Source organism: Pseudomonas sp. Irchel s3b5, from assembly GCF_900187435.1.
In the GTDB taxonomy this organism is placed as follows: Bacteria; Pseudomonadota; Gammaproteobacteria; order Pseudomonadales; family Pseudomonadaceae; genus Aquipseudomonas.
The window spans coordinates 238858-256238 of the sequence record NZ_FYDY01000005.1 but is presented as its reverse complement, the minus strand read 5'-3'; the positions used below and the strand labels follow the sequence as shown (position 1 = coordinate 256238).

The window sequence follows — 17381 nt, the reverse complement described above, 5'->3', positions numbered from 1 at the left end:
TTGCGAAGCATGCACGATCCCGGTGCACAACGGCAGTCTTGATTATTTCAAGCTGCCGGACAGGAATTGCTGCAAACGCTCGGACTGCGGGTTCACCAGCACTTCACGCGGGTTGCCGCTTTCTTCGACAATACCTTTGTGCAGGAACACCAATTGGTTCGACACTTCACGGGCGAAGCCCATTTCGTGGGTCACCACGACCATGGTCCGGCCTTCCTGAGCCAGGGCCTGCATGACTTTCAGCACGTCGCCGACCAGCTCCGGATCGAGGGCCGAGGTCGGTTCGTCGAACAGCATCACTTCAGGTTCCATCGCCAGCGCACGGGCAATCGCCACACGCTGTTGTTCGCCACCGGACATATGGCCCGGGTACGCGTCTTTGCGATGGGCCACACCGACCTTGTTCAGGTAGTGCTCGGCTTTCTCACGCGCCTCAGCTTTCGATATGCCGAGCACGTGAACCGGCGCTTCCATGATGTTTTCCAGCGCGGTCATGTGCGACCACAGGTTGAAATGCTGGAACACCATCGACAGGCGCGAGCGCATGCGTTGCAGCTGTTTCGGGTCGGCAGCCTTCAGCGCGCCGTCCTTGTTCGCCACCAGCTTCAACTCTTCGTTGTTGAGCAGGATCTTGCCCGCGTGCGGCTGCTCCAGCAGGTTGATGCAGCGCAGGAAAGTACTTTTGCCAGAGCCACTGGAGCCGATGATGCTGATCACATCGCCGGCCGCCGCTTTCAGGGACACGCCCTTGAGCACTTCGTGACTGCCGTAGCGTTTATGCAGGTCTTGGACTTCAAGTTTGTACATGCGGTCGGTTCTCACAAAAACAGTCAGTCAGTCGTTGAGCAAGCGCCCGTGACGCAGCGCTTCGCGCCCCGCCACCTTGGCCAGCCAGAAACCGGGTTGGGCATAACGCAGCCGTTCAATGGCAAACAGCACCCCGGACGTACCAGCACACACCGTGCTGACCCGATCCGCCAGCGGATCGATCACTTCAAAAATCTCGTCACCCGCCTCAACCCATTCGCCGGGTTTACGCAGGAAACTCACCACACCGGGGTGCGGCGCGAACAGCAATTCAGTGCCCTCGAACGGCAGGCCTTCGCAAGGGTCTTGCGCAGGTTTTGGCCATTCGCCGCTGATCAGGCCTTGCTCGGCAAGGAACGCCAGAATGCCCTCGGCGTACGCTTGGGCCTCGGCACGACCGGTATCGGCCTGACCGCCTAATTCAATGGTAGTCGCCAGGCACGCCAGTGGAATCTGTGCATCGGGGAACAGACGCGACAGACGCAACCACGGCAGCGAACAGGCTTCGTCAAACGAACTGCCGCCAGAATCTTCCGCCAGCAAACCGACCCGCACGTTCAGGTGCGCGGCCAGCGAGCGCCACTGCGGCCAATGCTGCGGCAAGGCATACATGTGCAGCGCCGCCTCGGCGTCGCAATGCAGATCCAGCACGACATCAGCGGTGCAGGCGTGACTGAGCAGCACGCGCTGCATGCCCTGCAACTGGCTGCTCGCCGGTGGCAACGCGGCCAGATGATCGCTCATGGCCTGGCGGATCAATCGAACATTGGCGTGCGGGTCATCGCCCAGATGTCCATCAAGCTGCGCGGCAATCGGCCCGCTCAGCTCGACGAAATCACGGTTGAAGTTCTTACCGCTGCCCGCCTCGAAACGCCCTTGATGATTACCCTGAAGCAATTGACTGAGGCCCAGCGGGTTCGCCACCGGCACCAGTTCGATCACACCGTTGAGCAAGCCTTGGGCTTCAAGTTCGGTCAGGCGCTTTTTCAGCTCGAACGCCGTGCGCATGCCCGGCAGTTCATCGGCGTGGAGGCTGGCCTGGATGTAAGCCTTGCGCTCACCACTGCCGAAACGGAACACCGAAATCTGGCGCTCGCTGCCCAGGTGGCTCCACGGCAAAGCATGATCGATGCGTTCCATATCAGTGCTTCCGCGGAGCCAGGTAGCCCAGCCAACGACGCTCGGCCAGCTTGAACAGCTTCACCAGAATAAAGGTCAGGCACAGGTAGAAAACGCCCGCGGTGATGTACGCCTCGAACGGCAAGTAGTATTGCGCGTTGACCGTACGCGCCGCGCCGGTGATGTCGATCAGGGTCACGATGGACGCCAGACTGGTGGTCTGCAGCATCATGATCACTTCGTTGCTGTACTGCGGCAGCGCCCGGCGCAGGGCCGACGGCAGCAAAATGCGCTTGTACAATTTGAAGCGCGACATGCCCATGGCTTTCGCCGCTTCAATCTCGCCATTCGGCGTGGCCCGCAGGCTGCCGGCGATGATCTCGGCGGTGTAGGCGCTGGTATTGATCGCGAACGCCAGACACGCACAGAACGTGGCGCTGGACAGCCACGGCCAGAGGAAGCTTTCACGCACCGCTTCGAATTGCGCCAGACCGTAGTAAATCAGGAACAACTGCACCAGCATCGGCGTGCCGCGAATCACGTAGGTGTAGAGCCAGGCCGAAATGTTGACGACGGCGTTTTTCGAAACGCGCATCAAGCCCAGGGGCAACGCGCACAGCAGGCCGAAAAACAACGACAGCCCGAGCAATTTGAGGGTAGTCAGCAGACCGCCGAGGTACAGCGGCAACGACTCCCAAATGACGTTGTAGTCGAAGATCATAGATCAGCCGCCCTTACGCCTACCGAGTAGCGCTTCTCAAGGTGACGCAATGCCAACAACGAGACGCTGGTGATCACCAGGTACATCGCCGCCACTGCGAGGAAGAAGGTGAAAGGTTCGCGGGTAGCATCCGCCGCCTGCTTGGCCTTGAACATCATGTCTTGCAGGCCCACCACCGAAATCAGCGCGGTGGCCTTGGTCAGTACCAGCCAGTTGTTGGTGAAGCCCGGAATCGCCAGACGAATCATCTGCGGCACCAACACCCGGAAGAACACCTGAAAACTGCTCATGCCGTACGCCATGCCCGCCTCAGCCTGACCTTTGGGGATCGCCATGAACGCGCCACGGAAGGTTTCCGACAGGTACGCACCGAAGATGAAACCCAGGGTGCCGATACCGGCGGCCAATGGATTCAGGTCGATGTACTCGTCGAAACCGAGCAGCGGTGCGACACGGTTGAGCAGGTCCTGACCACCGTAGAAAATCAGCAGGATCAGCACCAGGTCGGGAATACCGCGGATCACCGTGGAGTACAGATCGCCCAGCCACGCCAGCCAACGCACTGGCGAAAGACGCAGTGCCACGCCGATCAGGCCCAGAACAATGGCCAGGACCATGGACGACAAGGCGAGCTGAAGCGTCAGCCAAGCGCCATCGAGGATGACAGCCCCGTAGCCTTTCAACATGATTCAGGTCCTCGAAAGTTGGGATGAAAAAATGGCGCAAACCTCAGAGATCCTGTTGCTTGCGCCATTTCGGACTTGTCGCTTGGACGTGTTACTTGCCGTAGATATCGAAGGCGAAGTACTTGTCCTGGATTTGCTTGTATTTGCCGTTCTCGCGAATGGCCGCGATCGCGGTGTTGATCTTGTCTTTCAGCGCGTCACCCTTGCGAACTGCGATACCTACGCCGTCGCCGAAGTATTTGACGTCGGTGAATGCCGGGCCGACGAACGCGAAGCCTTTACCGGCGTCGGTCTTCAGGAAGCCGTCATCCAAAAGCGTAGCGTCTGCCACGGTGCCGTCGAGACGGCCGGCAGCCACGTCGAGGTAAATTTCGTTCTGCGAACCGTATGGCTTGATCTCGGCACCCAGCGGGGCCAGGACTTCGCGGGCGAAACGCTCGTGGATCGAACCGCGCTGCACGCCGATGTTCTTGCCCTTGAGCTCGGTCAGGCCATCGCTGACCTGGGTGCCGGCCTTCATGACCAGACGCGCCGGGGTGTTGTAGTACTTGTTGGTGAAGTCCACGGACTTCTTGCGATCTTCAGTGATCGACATGGACGACAGGACCGCGTCGATCTTGCGCACTTTGAGTGCCGGGATCAGACCGTCGAACTCTTGCTCGACCCATACGCACTTGACCTTCATCTCTTCACACAGCGCGTTGCCGATGTCGTAGTCGAAACCGACGATGCTGCCGTCCGGCGCTTTGGACGCGAACGGAGGGTAAGCCGCTTCGATACCGATTTTCAGAGGCTTTTCATCGGCAAAGGTTGGCAGGGACAGCACGGACAGTGCCAGGGCGCCAAGCAGCACGAGTTTCTTCATCTTGGGACTCCATCGGTAAAGGGCTAAAACGGCAGAGTGAGCAGGAGCCCAATATGCGAATGAGTGAACCGGAAAGCGTTGCTGCGTCCTAGGAAGCGAGCGTTGAAATTCAACACGGGCAACGACGAGCGAGTGATCGGCATTCTAACGACAGGCCGTAAGCCGATATTTCTTCAATGCGACAACTAATTACAGAAGCACCGAGAAAGCCGTTTGAGCGCGTTGACAGCCCTGCAAAATCATGCAAGAGCAAAAGACATTGAACCGATCTATGTAGCAAATTGCGGGCCTATTATTGGCAAACCCTTCTAATCCGGCAAGCGCAGTGTAATGGCTTATTTTTTTGAGGTGTATTTTTGGCCCGGATTTGAGCCCCAGCGTTTCCCAATGCCCCGTCTTGGCGCGATGCGGTTACACATTCAGTAACCTGAAAGATCTCAGGTAACAGTAGGAAACCTCCTTCAGAGGAAGCCGATAATTATTGGTTGAAATTCCAAAGATCGCAGCCTTCGGCAGCTCCTACAGTGGAACGCGACTCATGTAGGAGCTGCCGAAGGCTGCGATCTTTTGATCTTCAAAAACAAAAAGCCCCGCCAGGCTCAACACCTGACGGGGCTTTCAGTGACTCAGAATCAGCGCTTACGCCACATTCATCGTCTTGTGCGTATCAATCAAATGCTGCACCACGCTCGGATCGGCCAGGGTGGAAATGTCGCCCAACCCATCGTACTCAGCCGTCGCGATCTTGCGCAGAATCCGGCGCATGATCTTGCCCGAACGCGTCTTCGGCAGCCCCGGCGCCCACTGGATCACATCCGGCGAAGCAATCGGACCGATCTCTTTGCGCACCCAGTTTTTCAGTTCCAGGCGCAGTTGCTCGTTCGGCTCTTCGCCATTCTTGAGGGTGACGTAGACATAAATGCCCTGCCCCTTGATGTCGTGCGGCACACCGACCACAGCCGCTTCGGCGACTTTCGGGTGGGCGACCATCGCGCTTTCGATCTCGGCGGTGCCCATGCGGTGGCCGGACACGTTGAGCACGTCGTCCACGCGACCGGTGATCCAGTAGTAACCATCGGCATCGCGACGGGCGCCGTCACCGGTGAAGTACATGCCACGGAAAGTCTTGAAGTAGGTATCAACGAAGCGGTCGTGGTCGCCAAACAGCGTCCGCGCCTGGCCTGGCCACGAATCGAGAATCACCAGGTTGCCCTCGGCCTCGCCCTCGATGATGTTGCCCAGATTGTCCACCAGGGCCGGCACCACGCCGAAGAACGGACGCGCCGCAGAACCCGGCTTGAGCGCATGAGCGCCCGGCAGCGGGCTCATCATGTTGCCGCCGGTTTCGGTCTGCCACCAGGTATCGACGATCGGGCAACGGGACTTGCCGACATTCTTGTAGTACCAATCCCACGCTTCCGGGTTGATCGGCTCGCCGACCGAACCCAACAGACGCAGGCTGCTGCCATCGGCGCCTTCCACAGCGGCTTGGCCCGAAGCCATCATTGCGCGGATCGCGGTCGGTGCGGTGTAGAGGATGTTGACCTTGTGCTTGTCGACGATCTTCGCCACCCGGGTGATGTCCGGATAGTTCGGCACGCCTTCGAACAGCAACGTGGTCGCGCCGTTGGCCAGCGGGCCGTAGACGATGTAACTGTGGCCGGTGACCCAGCCGACGTCGGCGGTGCACCAGTAGACCTCACCCGGACGGTAGTCGAACACGCGCTCGTGGGTCATGGCGGCGTACAGCAAGTAGCCGCCAGTGGTGTGCTGCACGCCCTTCGGCTTGCCGGTCGAGCCCGAGGTATAAAGGATGAACAGCGCTTCTTCGGCGCCCATCTCTTTCGGCGCACACACGGTGCCCGCCACTTTCATCAGGTCTTCAAACCAGATATCGCGATGCTGGTTCCACTTGATCTCGCCACCGGTGCGCTGGCACACAATGACTTTCTGGATGCTGCTGGTTTCCGGGTTGGTCAGCGCGTCGTCGACGTTGGCCTTGAGCGGGATCTTCTTGCCAGCACGAATGCCTTCGTCAGCGGTGATCACCACTTTGGATTTGCAGTCGATGATGCGACCGGCCAGGGCTTCCGGCGAGAACCCACCGAACACCACCGAGTGAATCGCGCCGATCCGGGTACAGGCCAGCATGGCGACCACGGCTTCGGGGATCATCGGCATATAGATAGTCACCACGTCGCCGCGGTGCACGTCCTGACCACGCAGGGCGTTGGCGAATTTGCACACTTGTTCGTGCAGTTCGCGGTAGGTGATGTTGCGGCTTTCGGCAGGGTCATCGCCCTCCCAGATGATTGCCACTTGATCGCCGCGCTCGGCCAGATGACGGTCGAGGCAGTTGTAAGAAACGTTCAGCGTGCCGTCGGCGAACCATTTGATGTCGACATGGTGATCGTCGAAAGACGTCTGTTTCACCGTGGTGAAAGGCTTGATCCAGTCGAGGCGCTTGGCTTGCTCGCGCCAGAAGCCGTCGGGGTTGACGACCGACTGCTGGTACATCGCCTTGTAGGTCGCCTCGTCGGTCAGCGTGTTAGCCAGAACCTCGGGACGAACGGGATACAGGGAAGCCGCACTCATCTTTCTTACCTCGGTGGAATAGTTGTTTTTGTATGGCCCCAGTTGTAGCCGGGCCGGCCCTATAGAACCATTCGACGATGGTAGTAACAAGTCCCTACAAATTGCCCTGATAAGCCCTCAAACCCTCTAACACCGCGGTACCTGCAGGAGCGAGCCTGCTCGCGATGGTCGTCAACGATAACGCGCCCAATCTGAAACCCCACGGTGCTCTCTGGCTCATCGCGAGCAAGCTCGCTCCTACAAAAGAAGAGGCTATTCAGGGATTGTTACAGGATCTGTCAAAAGTGTTTATCAAAACCACGGCTATATGGACGAGTCGCGCCCACCTAAAATCCACCTCGCCAACAAGGCAACCTGATTAACCCAGTTGCAGCCCCCACGAAGGCAGTTAATCAAAACCCCTGATACCGAAGCTCCACACGCAATCCCAAAAAGATTGCGTGCTCCCTTTCGACCTCCAAAAGGTAAATCCGAAATGAAAGCTTTATTAGTTCTGGCCCTCAGCAGTCTGTGCGCAACCGCCATGGCCAACGAGGTCCCGACTGATGTCGCGCAGCAACAACCGGCCATAGAGGAATACACCTACTCCACCCACCTGGATATCGCCAAAGTGATCTCCATGAGCGAAGCGCCAAATGTGTGTGAAGTGGTCCCGATGAAAATGGAATACGAAGACTCCCAAGGCCAACGGCATATCCTGCGTTACAGCATGATGGGCAACGGTTGCTCCAACGGCTGATCTCCCGCTTCACCCCTCCCTCCAAAAGGTTCGACCCACCTGCCGCGATCAGACAGATGCAGTGTCGAACCTTAACGATCGATTTTGTCGATTGCTTTAAGCATTTATTTGCGCTTTTTAATCGAATTAGTCGGCGTAGTATCAACTGCAACCCAACACAAACAACGCTTACGAAACTGGAGCAACGACCATGAAAACCCAACTGATCCTCGCCCTGACCCTCTCCGTCCTGGCTGCCAACACCTTCGCTGCCGATGGATACGACCGCACCGGCTCGGCTGCTTACACCACTGAAGCGGCTGTCGCTTCCGACGGTTCTGACCATACCGGCGCCGCCCGCCTCGCTGCCGATGGTGCTGATCACGTCGGTGCAGGCAAACTCGCCTCCGACGGCTCTGACCACACCGGCGCCGCCCGCCTCGCCGCCGATGGCGCTGATCACGTCGGTGCCGCTCGCCTGAGCTGATCCGCCGGCGTGACTTCACAGCCCGACTTCGGTCGGGCTTAGTTGTGTCTGGAGCCTGAGAAAACCCCACCGAAACACAAGATGTAGTGAAAAATGCCTTTTTTGGTTATTTCTTGAACAAAAATTATCCGCGGCAAAAAATTAAGAAAAAAAATCTTCCCCCACCAACCTCGTGCAAAGCCCTGTAAACCCTCACTCCGATCGAAAAACCGTCCTCGTCAACCGTTTTGTGAGCCATTTCGCCGCACCACAGCCGGCAAAACTTCCCTATAATGCGGCCTTAAACGGGCCTGCAATATCCCCTTACAGGGATGAATAGCCAGTCTGAAGCCCCGCACAAGCGATCAACGCTTGCTGCGCCCATCAGAGGCTCTCGGAACCCCGTACAAAATTCTGTTTGATGCCTGCGTATAGCTGCCGCAAAAAACGATTCCTTTAGATCCAACGCGGCCAGTACGGCCGTGTGAAAAACCAACCATCCATTTTCACACGGGCACACTGGCCCTCACGCAGGAGACGACACGTCATGCTGAGCTGGGACGAATTCGACAAAGAAGACACGGAAGTAGCAATCAAGGGCACTAACGCTGGCCACGCCACCGAAGCCAACATGGACCGTCTCGACAGCGCCGGCGGTGCCGCCGCCCTGGAAGCCCGCGCCGTAACCGCGTCTGACTCCGCCGCCGTTGCCCGCGCCAAAGCTGCACTGGATTCCCTCGACGTCGCCGAAGGTCTGGCCGAACTCGAAGGCGCCTCCGCCCGTGTCGCCGTTGACGAAAAGCGCATGATCAACTGCCGCGCCGACCTCAACCAACTCGTGCCCTTCAAGTACGACTGGGCCTGGCAGAAGTACCTGGACGGTTGCGCAAACCACTGGATGCCGCAAGAAGTCAACATGACCGCCGACATCGCCCTCTGGAAAAACCCGGAAGGCCTGACCGACGACGAGCGCCGCATCGTGATGCGCAACCTCGGCTTCTTCTCCACCGCCGACTCCCTGGTTGCCAACAACCTGGTCCTGGCCGTGTACCGCCTGATCACCAACCCGGAATGCCGCCAGTACATCCTGCGCCAGGCCTTCGAAGAGGCGATCCACACCCACGCCTACCAGTACTGCATCGAATCGTTGGCCATGGATGAAGGCGAAATCTTCAACATGTACCACGAGATCCCATCGGTCGCGAAAAAAGCCACCTGGGGCCTGAAATACACCCGCTCGATCTCCGATCCGAAGTTCGAAACCGGCACCGTCGAAACCGACAAAGAACTGCTGCGCAACCTGATCGCCTACTACTGCGTTCTGGAAGGCATCTTCTTCTACTGCGGCTTCACCCAGATCCTCTCCATGGGCCGCCGCAACAAAATGACCGGCGTCGCCGAGCAGTTCCAATACATCCTGCGCGACGAATCCATGCACCTGAACTTCGGCATCGACGTGATCAACCAGATCAAAATCGAAAACCCACACCTGTGGGATGCCGAAATGAAGGAAGAAGCTTCGCAGATGATCCTGCAGGGCACTCAACTGGAAATCGAATACGCCCGCGACACCATGCCTCGCGGCGTGCTGGGCATGAACGCGGCGATGATGGAGGACTACCTCAAGTTCATCGCTAACCGGCGTTTGTCGCAGATTGGTCTTAAAGAAGAGTATCCTGGGACGACTAACCCGTTCCCTTGGATGAGTGAGATCATGGACTTGAAGAAAGAGAAGAATTTCTTTGAGACGCGAGTGATTGAGTATCAGACTGGTGGTGCGCTTAGCTGGGATTGATTCCCGAGCATGCCGAGATTTGACGACTTGAGTCGACGAATCGAAAACCGAAAAGCCCCGATCTGATCGGGGCTTTTTTGTGGAGTAGGAAAGCTCTTACTCGCCATTTCAGTAGTAACTAAATCTCCTACATGTATTTCAGCACGTTCTGTATTGAGAGCCATTCCAAACGGCCCTAAGCTCTACTGCAGGTGCCTAAGAAACGCCCAACGTAGAAAGCTAGCCAATTACTCAGACGAGGAGTCACCCTTGGTGATTTATCGTACGGCTGTGTGAGGCTTTTGCTCGTTGGAGCTTCTTATGTCCGATCTACGTTGGGGTCAGTGCCCACCAAAGTCCAAACGTAGAGGTAATGGATATGCCTGAACGCAAGCTTCTCGTCACTCTCCGCCCCCTGGAGATCGGCCATGTCTGATCTCTTCTCTGTAACAGTCTTCACCCGCCACAACCTCCCTCTCCACGCCCTCCTCCTAGAAAACCAGCCATGGTTCTGCGCCCGCGATATCGGCCGCTTGATGGGTTTCCATTTGAGTGAACGCATGGTCAACAAGCTAGACAAAGACCAACACCGCACGTTGTGGATTGAGTATTACCGACAACCGGAATGAACGAGCCCCATGAAAGACAGGACACCGTTTGCAGCATCACTTACATCCGCGACCCTGAAGTCAGAGCCTGGATTCGACAGAATGCCAAAGGCATCTGTGAAGGCTGTGATCAGCCCGCACCGTTTGAAAAGGACGGCTCGCCGTTTCTTGAGGTTCACCACGTTAAGCATTTGGCGCATAAAGGTTCTGATCGGACGAGCAATGCCGTTGCGCTGTGCCCGAACTGTCATCGTCGCTGTCATCATTCGGGTGATAAAGATGCGTTCACCGTGTTTTTGTATGAGAAGGTGAAACGGCTGGAACGTGAGAAATAGCAGTCTGTTGCTAGGCGTAACTCCGTTCGTTGAGATCGTTGGAGCCAAGGCTGGCGCCATCGCTAGCAGGCTCGCTCCTACAGGGGGTAGCGGTGGGTTTGAAAAACCTCAGTGCCCTCACAACTTTGCCGAAACCACCCGAACCCCATACTGCGGAATAATCCCGTCCGCTGTGACCAGCTCCAGCCCTTCCGCCTGGGCTTGGGCAATCAACATCCGATCAAACGGGTCGCGATGAATCTCTGGTAACTTGCCCGCCTGCTGTCCATGAAACAGCGAAATCGGCAGTTTGGTAAAACCTTCGTCCTCAACGAGCACTTCAAGATCCGCTGGAGCCTCCAGCATTCCTTTAGCCTGTTTGATCGATATCTCCCAGATCGAAGCGGCGCTTACCAGTACCTGATTACGCGGCTCACTCATAATCTGTCGAGCTTCTGCACCCAGTGCTGGGTCATCGGACAACCACCAAAGAAACGCATGGGTATCCAACAGCAAGCGCCTCATAGGCTGCCCTCGAATCCATCAATGATGTCCTCAGGGGTTTTGTCGAAATCAGCTGACATCCGGATTTTCCCTTTCAAACGCCCAGGCTTGCGCGCCCGAGGCGTTTCGACATGAGGAAGAAGATCCAGATAAGGTTTACCTGCCTTGGCAATTACCACTTTGTCACCACGCCATACACGTTCGGCGAGTTGCGAAAGCTGGGACTTGGCCTCGTGCATATTTACCTGCACCACTTCATTCATAGGACACCTCCAAAAGATTAGCTAAGCTAGCCTAAGCTGGCGATTTTCGATAGGCAAGGTAACGAGATGACCGTCTGTCAAAAATGGCCTTTCAAAAGTGGTACAAGTGATTTCGTAGGTCTCCAGACAACCATCCCTCAACGCCCCTCCTCCCCCTCCTCATAACCCACCCCATAATTCGCCACATAACTATCCACCGCCGTCCCAATCGTAGGAAAAAACGCCGTCTCCCCCAACCGTGCAAACAACCCGAACCGCTTCAGCTTGTCCTTCACCGGGTCTTTCATTTCGGCAATACACAACTCAATACCCGCCGCATGCAACGTGTCGTCCAGCTCAGCCAGCATGTCGGCGGAGGTGACGTCGACGCTGGTGACCGGTTCGGCGGCGACTACCAGCCAGCGTACGGGTGTGGGGGATGCGGCGACGGCGTCCAGGACTCGGTCGTTGAATTGTTCGGCGTTGGCGAAAAACAGTGGGGCGTCCCAGCGGAACAGGACCAGGCCGGGGATTCGGCGGGCGTCGGGGTAGCGTTTGATGTCGTGGTAGCCCTTTACGCCATCGGCGCGGCCCAGTACGGCGGAGTACGGGCGCCAGGCGTCCCAGAGGAATTCGATGATCGCGATCACGATGGCCAGGCCGATGCCTTCGATGGCGCCGAACACGGCCACGCCGACGGTGCAGACGATCGACAGCCAGCATTCCCAGCGCTGAATGCGGTAGATCCGGCGCAGGTCGCTGATCTCGATCAGGCCGATGGCCGAGGCGATCACCACGGCGGCCAGTGCGCTGGACGGTAGATGTTGCAGCAGGTCCGGGGCGACCACCAACAGCAAGGCAACCGCCAGTGCGCCGACCACGCCGGTCAGTTGGGTTTTGGCGCCAGCGGCTTCGGCCACGGGGGTTCGGGACGAGCTGCTGCTGATGGGGAAGCCCTGGAACAAACCGGCGGCGAGGTTCGCGACGCCGAGGCCCACCATTTCCTGATTCGGGTTGACGTAGGTGCGGGTCCGCGCCGCATAAACGCGGGAGAGCACGCTGGTGTCGGCGAACGAGACGAGGGCGACGGCGCAACCGCCGATCAACACCGGGACGATGTCGGCGCGGGTGATCCAGGGGATGGCGAACCCGGGCAAGCCTTGCGGAAGTGAGCCGAGAACCGACACACCGGCGCGCGTCGCCAGGTCGAGGACGCCCACGGCGATGGTGGCGCCAACGACGGCGATCAGGATGCCCGGTAGTCGCGGCCAGCGTTTGAGTAGCAGGATGACCGCGAGGGTGAGCGCGCCCACAATAAAGGTGGTCCAGTTGGTTTTTCCGTCCATCACCGCTGTCACGATGGCCCAGATGTTTCTCAATGGGCCGTCGGACTCAATCGAGAAACCGAACATTTTCGGCATTTGGCTGATCAATACGGTCAGCGCGATGCCGTTCATGTAGCCATAGCGGATCGGTTTGGAGAGCAGCTCGGTGATGAATCCCAGACGCGCCAGACCGGCCAGGATGCACACCGCTCCCGAGACCAGCGCCATCATGCCCGCCAAGGCAACGGCGCGCTGCGGGTCGCCCCCGGAGAGTGGAATGATGACCGCCAGGATGACCGCAACGAGGGAGGAATCCGGCCCCATCACCAGAATGCGGCTGGGGCCGAACAAGGCGTAGGCCAGCAGCGGAACGATGGTCGCGTACAGGCCATAAATGCCGGGCACGCCCGAGGCTACCGCATAGGCGATGCCGACGGGCACCAGCATCGTGGTCAGCACCAGACCGGCCACGATGTCGTAACGCAACCAACTCAATTGGTATTCGCGCAGCATGATCAGCCCCGGCAGCCAACGGCGCCAACCGGTCTGTTCATCCCTGCGGGCTATCCGGCCCGGTTCCGGGAGTGGAGGCGAATCATCTGTCTGGCTCATGGTTTCGCCCTTAATAATCAGTGTGTGATGCCGCAACCGTGCACAGCGGCGGCGAAATGACCTGAGTGTAGCTATTGCCCGGAGCGCGCCATATATCTGATCACTTAAAGGACAAAGAACCCCACCATGAAACTCGACCTCGCCTACTGCCTCAGCCTCAACGACAAGCTGTCGATCTATGACGTACGTGATCTGAATTTTGACGAAACGGTGGCGTTCGACTCGGCCAAGGAACACTTCCAGTGCCCCAATGATACCTGTCGCTCAGCCTTCGATGCGGCGAATACGTTGGGGACGTTCAACGCCAAGAATGTGAATTACGTGCGCACGCCACACTTCAAGAACCTGCCGAGTACGCGGCATGTCGAGGGCTGTCCTTATGTCAGCCTGAAGGCGCCGGCGTCGGGTGTGGAGGCGGAAACGGATGACAGTCGCGAGGAACATTTCCCGTCGGAATTGTTACTGACTCGGCGTGAATATGTACGTAAGCCGTCCAGTCCGGTGGAAGGTGCAGACGCTCAACGGGATAAGCCAGTGGTTCCTTCGGCGATCAGCAACGCCGATCAGCCAAGCCGCGACTCAGCCCCCGACAAGACCAGCGTCTTCGCCCACCCGGTGGAATGCTTCGTGTCGAATTTCGAAGACAAGGAACTGCTCAAGCGCATGCCGCTGAAGATTGGTGAGCACACAGCGCCCTATGCCTCGTTCTTCAAGAAAATCGAGTATCTGCAAGACAACAAGGGCCTGATTTACTGGGGCAAGATCAAGCAGATCAAGGACTACACCCAAAGCTTTCGCATCGATTTCGAGAAGAAGGTCTGGTTCGAGAAGAAGCCCTATTCGGTCAATGTTTACCTGAGCAAGAAGCTGATCGACACCTACCGCAAGCGCAAGGCGTTCCTCGAGGAGATCAAGCACGCGATCGAGAGCGGGCAGGCGTTGTATTGCTTTTTCTATGGGGTAACACCGGAGTTGAAGCAGGTGCCGAGCAAGAAAAACCCCGAGCAGACGTTCGGGGTGTTCAGCGCCAATATCGAGAATCTGGATCACTTTATCGTGCGGGAGGCGCAGGGGTTGGCGGACAAATAAGCGCCGTGCCGTTTGTCTGGCTGAAAAGACAAATCAAAAATTGCATTTGATTCGGGCTCAAAACAACTGTACAAAAACACAGTATATTTTGAATCAACACTCTCGAGCCCGGAGAACACCATGGCCTCTCAAGCGATGAAAATCACCCTGGAACGTATCGCCCTCTTCCAATTCACCCCGGCCCACTGCGCCCAGGCCCGAGCGATGCTGGGCTGGAGCGTGGAAACGTTGTCGCGGGAGTCCGGGGTTTCGGCGGATGCGATTGAGCGTTTCGAGGCGCGTCAGGACGTGCTGGATGTCACGCGGTTGACGCTGGCCTATCGGTTTGAATCGGAGGGGTTGGTGTTCTTCCCGGGGTTTGCACCGGGGCGCGGGATGAATGTGAGAGGGTCTACGCCGAACCCGGTTGGGCGGGCGGATTTTGCGATGGTGGAATGAGCGCGTTGCGCGGGCCGCTAAACAGCAAGCGGCCCGATGCAGTACCTCACGTGTTCTGCACCACCACCCGTTCACTCTCCTCTTCCATCGCTAACCACCAAGCCTCACCACGCTTTGGATGCATCAGGTTGAACGCCTCGCCCATCTGCGGTGTGGTGATTGATACGTTGCGTTCCCAGGCCAAAGCCAGGATGCGGTCGAAGGGTTCGTACCAGGCGTGGGTCGACAGGTCGAACGTGCCGTTGTGGATCGGAAACAGCCAGCGGCCCTTGAGGTCGAGGTGGGCTTGCAGGGTTTGTTCGGGTTGCATGTGCACGTGCGGCCAGTCGACGTTGTAGGCGCCGGTTTCCATCAGGGTCAGGTCGAACGGGCCGTACTGTTCACCGATGCGTTTGAAGCCATCGAAGTAGCCGCTGTCGCCGCTGAAGAAAATACGCGTGTCGTCGTCGATCATTACCCACGACGCCCAGAGGGTGCTGTTGCCATCGAACAGGCCACGGCCGGAAAAGTGTTGTGACGGCGTGGCGATGAATTGGATGCCATCGATTTCTGTGCCTTGCCACCAATCGAATTGACGGACTTTGCTGGCGTCGATGCCCCATTTGATCAAGGTGTCGCCCACGCCCAGCGGTGTCAGGAAGTGTTGGGTCTTGTCCGCCAGTTTCAACACGGCCGCATGATCCAGGTGATCGTAGTGGTCGTGGGACAGGATCACCGCTTCGATCGGTGGTAAGTCTTCCAGGCTGATGGGCGGCTGGTGGAAACGCTTGGGGCCGGCCCATTGAATCGGTGAGGCGCGCTCAGCGAAGACCGGGTCGGTGATCCAGAACTTGTCGCGCAGCTTGAGCAATACCGTGGAATGGCCGAGTCGGTAGACGCTGTGGTTTGGCGCAGCGATCAGTGCCGCTTGAGTCAGGGGTTGTACCGGCACCGGCGCGCTCGGGCGAGTGTTGCGCGGTTTGTTGAAAATGGCGTTCCACAGGATGCTCATGGTTTTGCCGAAACTCAAACGCCGAATCGGCGTGTGGTTTTGGTATTGCCCTTGAGCCTGTCGGGAGGCTTCTGGTGGGGAGGCGTTTTCCGCCGGGGACGTTGAATTGGCCATGACTGAATGACTCCAGAAAAACCGCACGCAACACGATTTTCCGTTTGGGACGATAAATGGCCAAAGCACGCACGCATCAGCCGAACACTCTATTTTTGCTGGGCTGGATTAACAAAACATTACACTGCCCAGTGTAGTTTCAAGGTTGCATCAAAGCCGATGCCAAGTAAACTTCCGAGTGTAATTTTCATGTTCCTCCTGCCGAAGCGTATTTATGACAGCTCCACAGCGCCTCACTGACCGAAAACGCGAAGCCATCATTCAGGCGGCGATTGCCGAGTTCCGCGACAACGGTTTCGAAACCACCAGCATGGACAAGATTGCTGCCACGGCCGGCGTGTCGAAGCGCACGGTGTACAACCACTTCCCCAGCAAGGAAGAGTTGTTTGCCGAAATCCTCAATCAGTTATGGATACGGGTGACAGCAAAACAGGAGACGTCCTACCGCCCGGACGTGCCACTGCGCGACCAGTTACGCCAACGGCTGATGGAAAAGCTGCAGATGTTGAGCGACGACAACTTTCTCGATCTGGCACGGGTAGCGATTGCGGCGACGATCCATTCCCCTGAACGTGCCCAGAACATGGTGGCGCGCATGGGCGAGCGGGAAGAAGGCCTGACCGTATGGATTCGCGCCGCCCAAGCCGATGGGCGCTTGAAAGCGATTGCCCCCGAATTTGCTGCGCAGCAAGTTCAGGGGCTGCTCAAATCCTTTGCATTCTGGCCACAGATTTCCATGGGAATGCCCAGCTTGTCGGCTGAGATGCAAAGCACGGTGGTGGAGTCGGCGCTGGATATGTTTCTGGCCTGTTACCAGCAGTGATAAATGACAAGTTCGCAGCTGAATAAAGCGGCCGTGACTCTCAAGTTTACCGTTGCAATGTATTTCAGAGCGGGCCGCCATCGCTAGCAGGCTAGCTTCCACAGGGGATATATGAGCGCCACAGATCCAGTGTGGGAGCTAGCCTGCTAGCGATGAGGCCCGTCCAATTACCACAAAACCTCAGCCCCGCACCAAACTCCGCACCGCTGAAATCTCCGGCACATCCCGACGATTCATGTACACGCGTAAAGGTTCGGTGATGTTGATCCGGTCATCGATGTTCTGGTCCAGCAGCAGTTGAATCAAATCGCGTTTGAGGGTCATCGACTGCGACGGGCCGGCAGCCCAGACAAATTCGCTGGTGGGGATGATGCCGTCATCCGCCACGTCCATGCCGAACGAATCTTCGCTGAAGCGCACGATGTAATGGCCGGTCTTGCGGTTGAGGCCGACGAAACCTTTGAGTTCGTCGGCAGCCTGGCAGATGAGCTGGGAAGTGATGCGCATGGTAAACCTCACAGGGGTGATCGTTGGTTTACACGCAGAGCAGGCATGGCGATGTCCCTCTGC

At 57.7% G+C, this 17381-nt stretch carries 17 protein-coding genes and 2 pseudogenes; 8 read left to right on the top strand and 11 right to left on the bottom strand.

The window, feature by feature from the left end:
• Positions 1-42: 42 nt before the first annotated feature.
• The 6 genes from CKW15_RS08405 to acs form a co-directional block, all read right to left on the bottom strand.
• The gene (locus tag CKW15_RS08405; RefSeq protein ID WP_053156092.1) at positions 43-807 is read right to left on the bottom strand and encodes an ABC transporter ATP-binding protein; all 765 of its coding nucleotides are present in this window, start codon (positions 805-807) and stop codon (positions 43-45) included.
• A gap of 27 nt (positions 808-834) precedes the next feature.
• Positions 835-1947 carry a M14 family metallopeptidase gene (locus CKW15_RS08400; protein ID WP_095152043.1) on the bottom strand — a complete coding sequence of 371 codons (1113 nt, stop codon included), beginning with the start codon at positions 1945-1947 and terminating at the stop codon, positions 835-837.
• Position 1948: 1 nt separating this feature from the next.
• Positions 1949-2647, bottom strand: coding sequence for an ABC transporter permease (locus CKW15_RS08395; protein WP_095058857.1), 699 nt, complete (start codon positions 2645-2647; stop codon positions 1949-1951).
• Complete coding sequence (locus tag CKW15_RS08390) at positions 2644-3333, bottom strand: ABC transporter permease (RefSeq protein ID WP_046819608.1); 690 nt, start codon at positions 3331-3333, stop codon at positions 2644-2646. The genes CKW15_RS08395 and CKW15_RS08390 overlap by 4 nt, the downstream gene beginning before the upstream one ends.
• Positions 3334-3424: 91 nt before the next feature.
• Positions 3425-4198 carry an ABC transporter substrate-binding protein gene (locus tag CKW15_RS08385; RefSeq protein WP_095058858.1) on the bottom strand — a complete coding sequence of 258 codons (774 nt, stop codon included), beginning with the start codon at positions 4196-4198 and terminating at the stop codon, positions 3425-3427.
• A 639-nt stretch (positions 4199-4837) separates the two neighbouring features.
• Positions 4838-6793, bottom strand: a complete 1956-nt coding sequence (acs, locus tag CKW15_RS08380) for an acetate--CoA ligase (RefSeq protein ID WP_095058859.1) — start codon at positions 6791-6793, stop codon at positions 4838-4840.
• A gap of 475 nt (positions 6794-7268) precedes the next feature.
• Here acs and CKW15_RS08370 point away from each other — a divergent pair, with 475 nt between their 5' ends.
• The 5 genes and pseudogenes from CKW15_RS08370 to CKW15_RS08350 all read left to right on the top strand — a co-directional run.
• Positions 7269-7532 (top strand): DUF2790 domain-containing protein, encoded by a 264-nt coding sequence (locus CKW15_RS08370; protein WP_053156077.1) that lies wholly within the window; start codon positions 7269-7271, stop codon positions 7530-7532.
• Positions 7533-7722: 190 nt separating this feature from the next.
• Positions 7723-7998 carry a hypothetical protein gene (locus CKW15_RS08365; protein WP_056725862.1) on the top strand — a complete coding sequence of 92 codons (276 nt, stop codon included), beginning with the start codon at positions 7723-7725 and terminating at the stop codon, positions 7996-7998.
• 526 nt (positions 7999-8524) lie between these two features.
• Positions 8525-9772 (top strand): ribonucleotide-diphosphate reductase subunit beta, encoded by a 1248-nt coding sequence (locus CKW15_RS08360; protein ID WP_095152042.1) that lies wholly within the window; start codon positions 8525-8527, stop codon positions 9770-9772.
• 407 nt (positions 9773-10179) lie between these two features.
• Positions 10180-10377 (top strand): annotated as a pseudogene (locus CKW15_RS08355) (phage antirepressor protein); the annotation flags it as partial.
• Between the two features lie 44 nt (positions 10378-10421).
• Positions 10422-10694 (top strand): annotated as a pseudogene (locus tag CKW15_RS08350) (HNH endonuclease); the annotation flags it as partial.
• A gap of 117 nt (positions 10695-10811) precedes the next feature.
• On the opposite strand, the gene CKW15_RS08345 reads toward CKW15_RS08350, so the two are convergent.
• The 3 genes from CKW15_RS08345 to CKW15_RS08335 all read right to left on the bottom strand — a co-directional run bounded on the left by CKW15_RS08345 (position 10812) and on the right by CKW15_RS08335 (position 13356).
• The gene (locus CKW15_RS08345) at positions 10812-11183 is read right to left on the bottom strand and encodes a type II toxin-antitoxin system VapC family toxin (protein WP_256580349.1); all 372 of its coding nucleotides are present in this window, start codon (positions 11181-11183) and stop codon (positions 10812-10814) included.
• 11 nt (positions 11184-11194) lie between these two features.
• Positions 11195-11440 carry a type II toxin-antitoxin system Phd/YefM family antitoxin gene (locus CKW15_RS08340; RefSeq protein WP_095058868.1) on the bottom strand — a complete coding sequence of 82 codons (246 nt, stop codon included), beginning with the start codon at positions 11438-11440 and terminating at the stop codon, positions 11195-11197.
• A 137-nt stretch (positions 11441-11577) separates the two neighbouring features.
• Positions 11578-13356 carry a SulP family inorganic anion transporter gene (locus CKW15_RS08335; protein ID WP_095152040.1) on the bottom strand — a complete coding sequence of 593 codons (1779 nt, stop codon included), beginning with the start codon at positions 13354-13356 and terminating at the stop codon, positions 11578-11580.
• A 126-nt stretch (positions 13357-13482) separates the two neighbouring features.
• Here CKW15_RS08335 and CKW15_RS08330 point away from each other — a divergent pair, with 126 nt between their 5' ends.
• Positions 13483-14445, top strand: coding sequence for a hypothetical protein (locus CKW15_RS08330; protein WP_095152039.1), 963 nt, complete (start codon positions 13483-13485; stop codon positions 14443-14445).
• A 120-nt stretch (positions 14446-14565) separates the two neighbouring features.
• Positions 14566-14883, top strand: coding sequence for a hypothetical protein (locus CKW15_RS08325; RefSeq protein WP_095152038.1), 318 nt, complete (start codon positions 14566-14568; stop codon positions 14881-14883).
• 46 nt (positions 14884-14929) lie between these two features.
• Here CKW15_RS08325 and CKW15_RS08320 read toward each other — a convergent pair whose 3' ends face one another.
• A complete protein-coding gene (locus tag CKW15_RS08320; RefSeq protein WP_095152037.1) occupies positions 14930-15988 on the bottom strand; it encodes an MBL fold metallo-hydrolase in 1059 nt (352 codons plus the stop codon).
• A 214-nt stretch (positions 15989-16202) separates the two neighbouring features.
• On the opposite strand from CKW15_RS08320, the gene CKW15_RS08315 reads away from it, so the two are divergent.
• Complete coding sequence (locus tag CKW15_RS08315; protein WP_095152036.1) at positions 16203-16811, top strand: TetR/AcrR family transcriptional regulator; 609 nt, start codon at positions 16203-16205, stop codon at positions 16809-16811.
• Positions 16812-16991: 180 nt separating this feature from the next.
• On the opposite strand, the gene CKW15_RS08310 is transcribed toward CKW15_RS08315, so the two are convergent.
• Positions 16992-17318 carry a DUF2025 family protein gene (locus tag CKW15_RS08310; protein ID WP_095058876.1) on the bottom strand — a complete coding sequence of 109 codons (327 nt, stop codon included), beginning with the start codon at positions 17316-17318 and terminating at the stop codon, positions 16992-16994.
• Positions 17319-17381 lie beyond the last annotated feature (63 nt).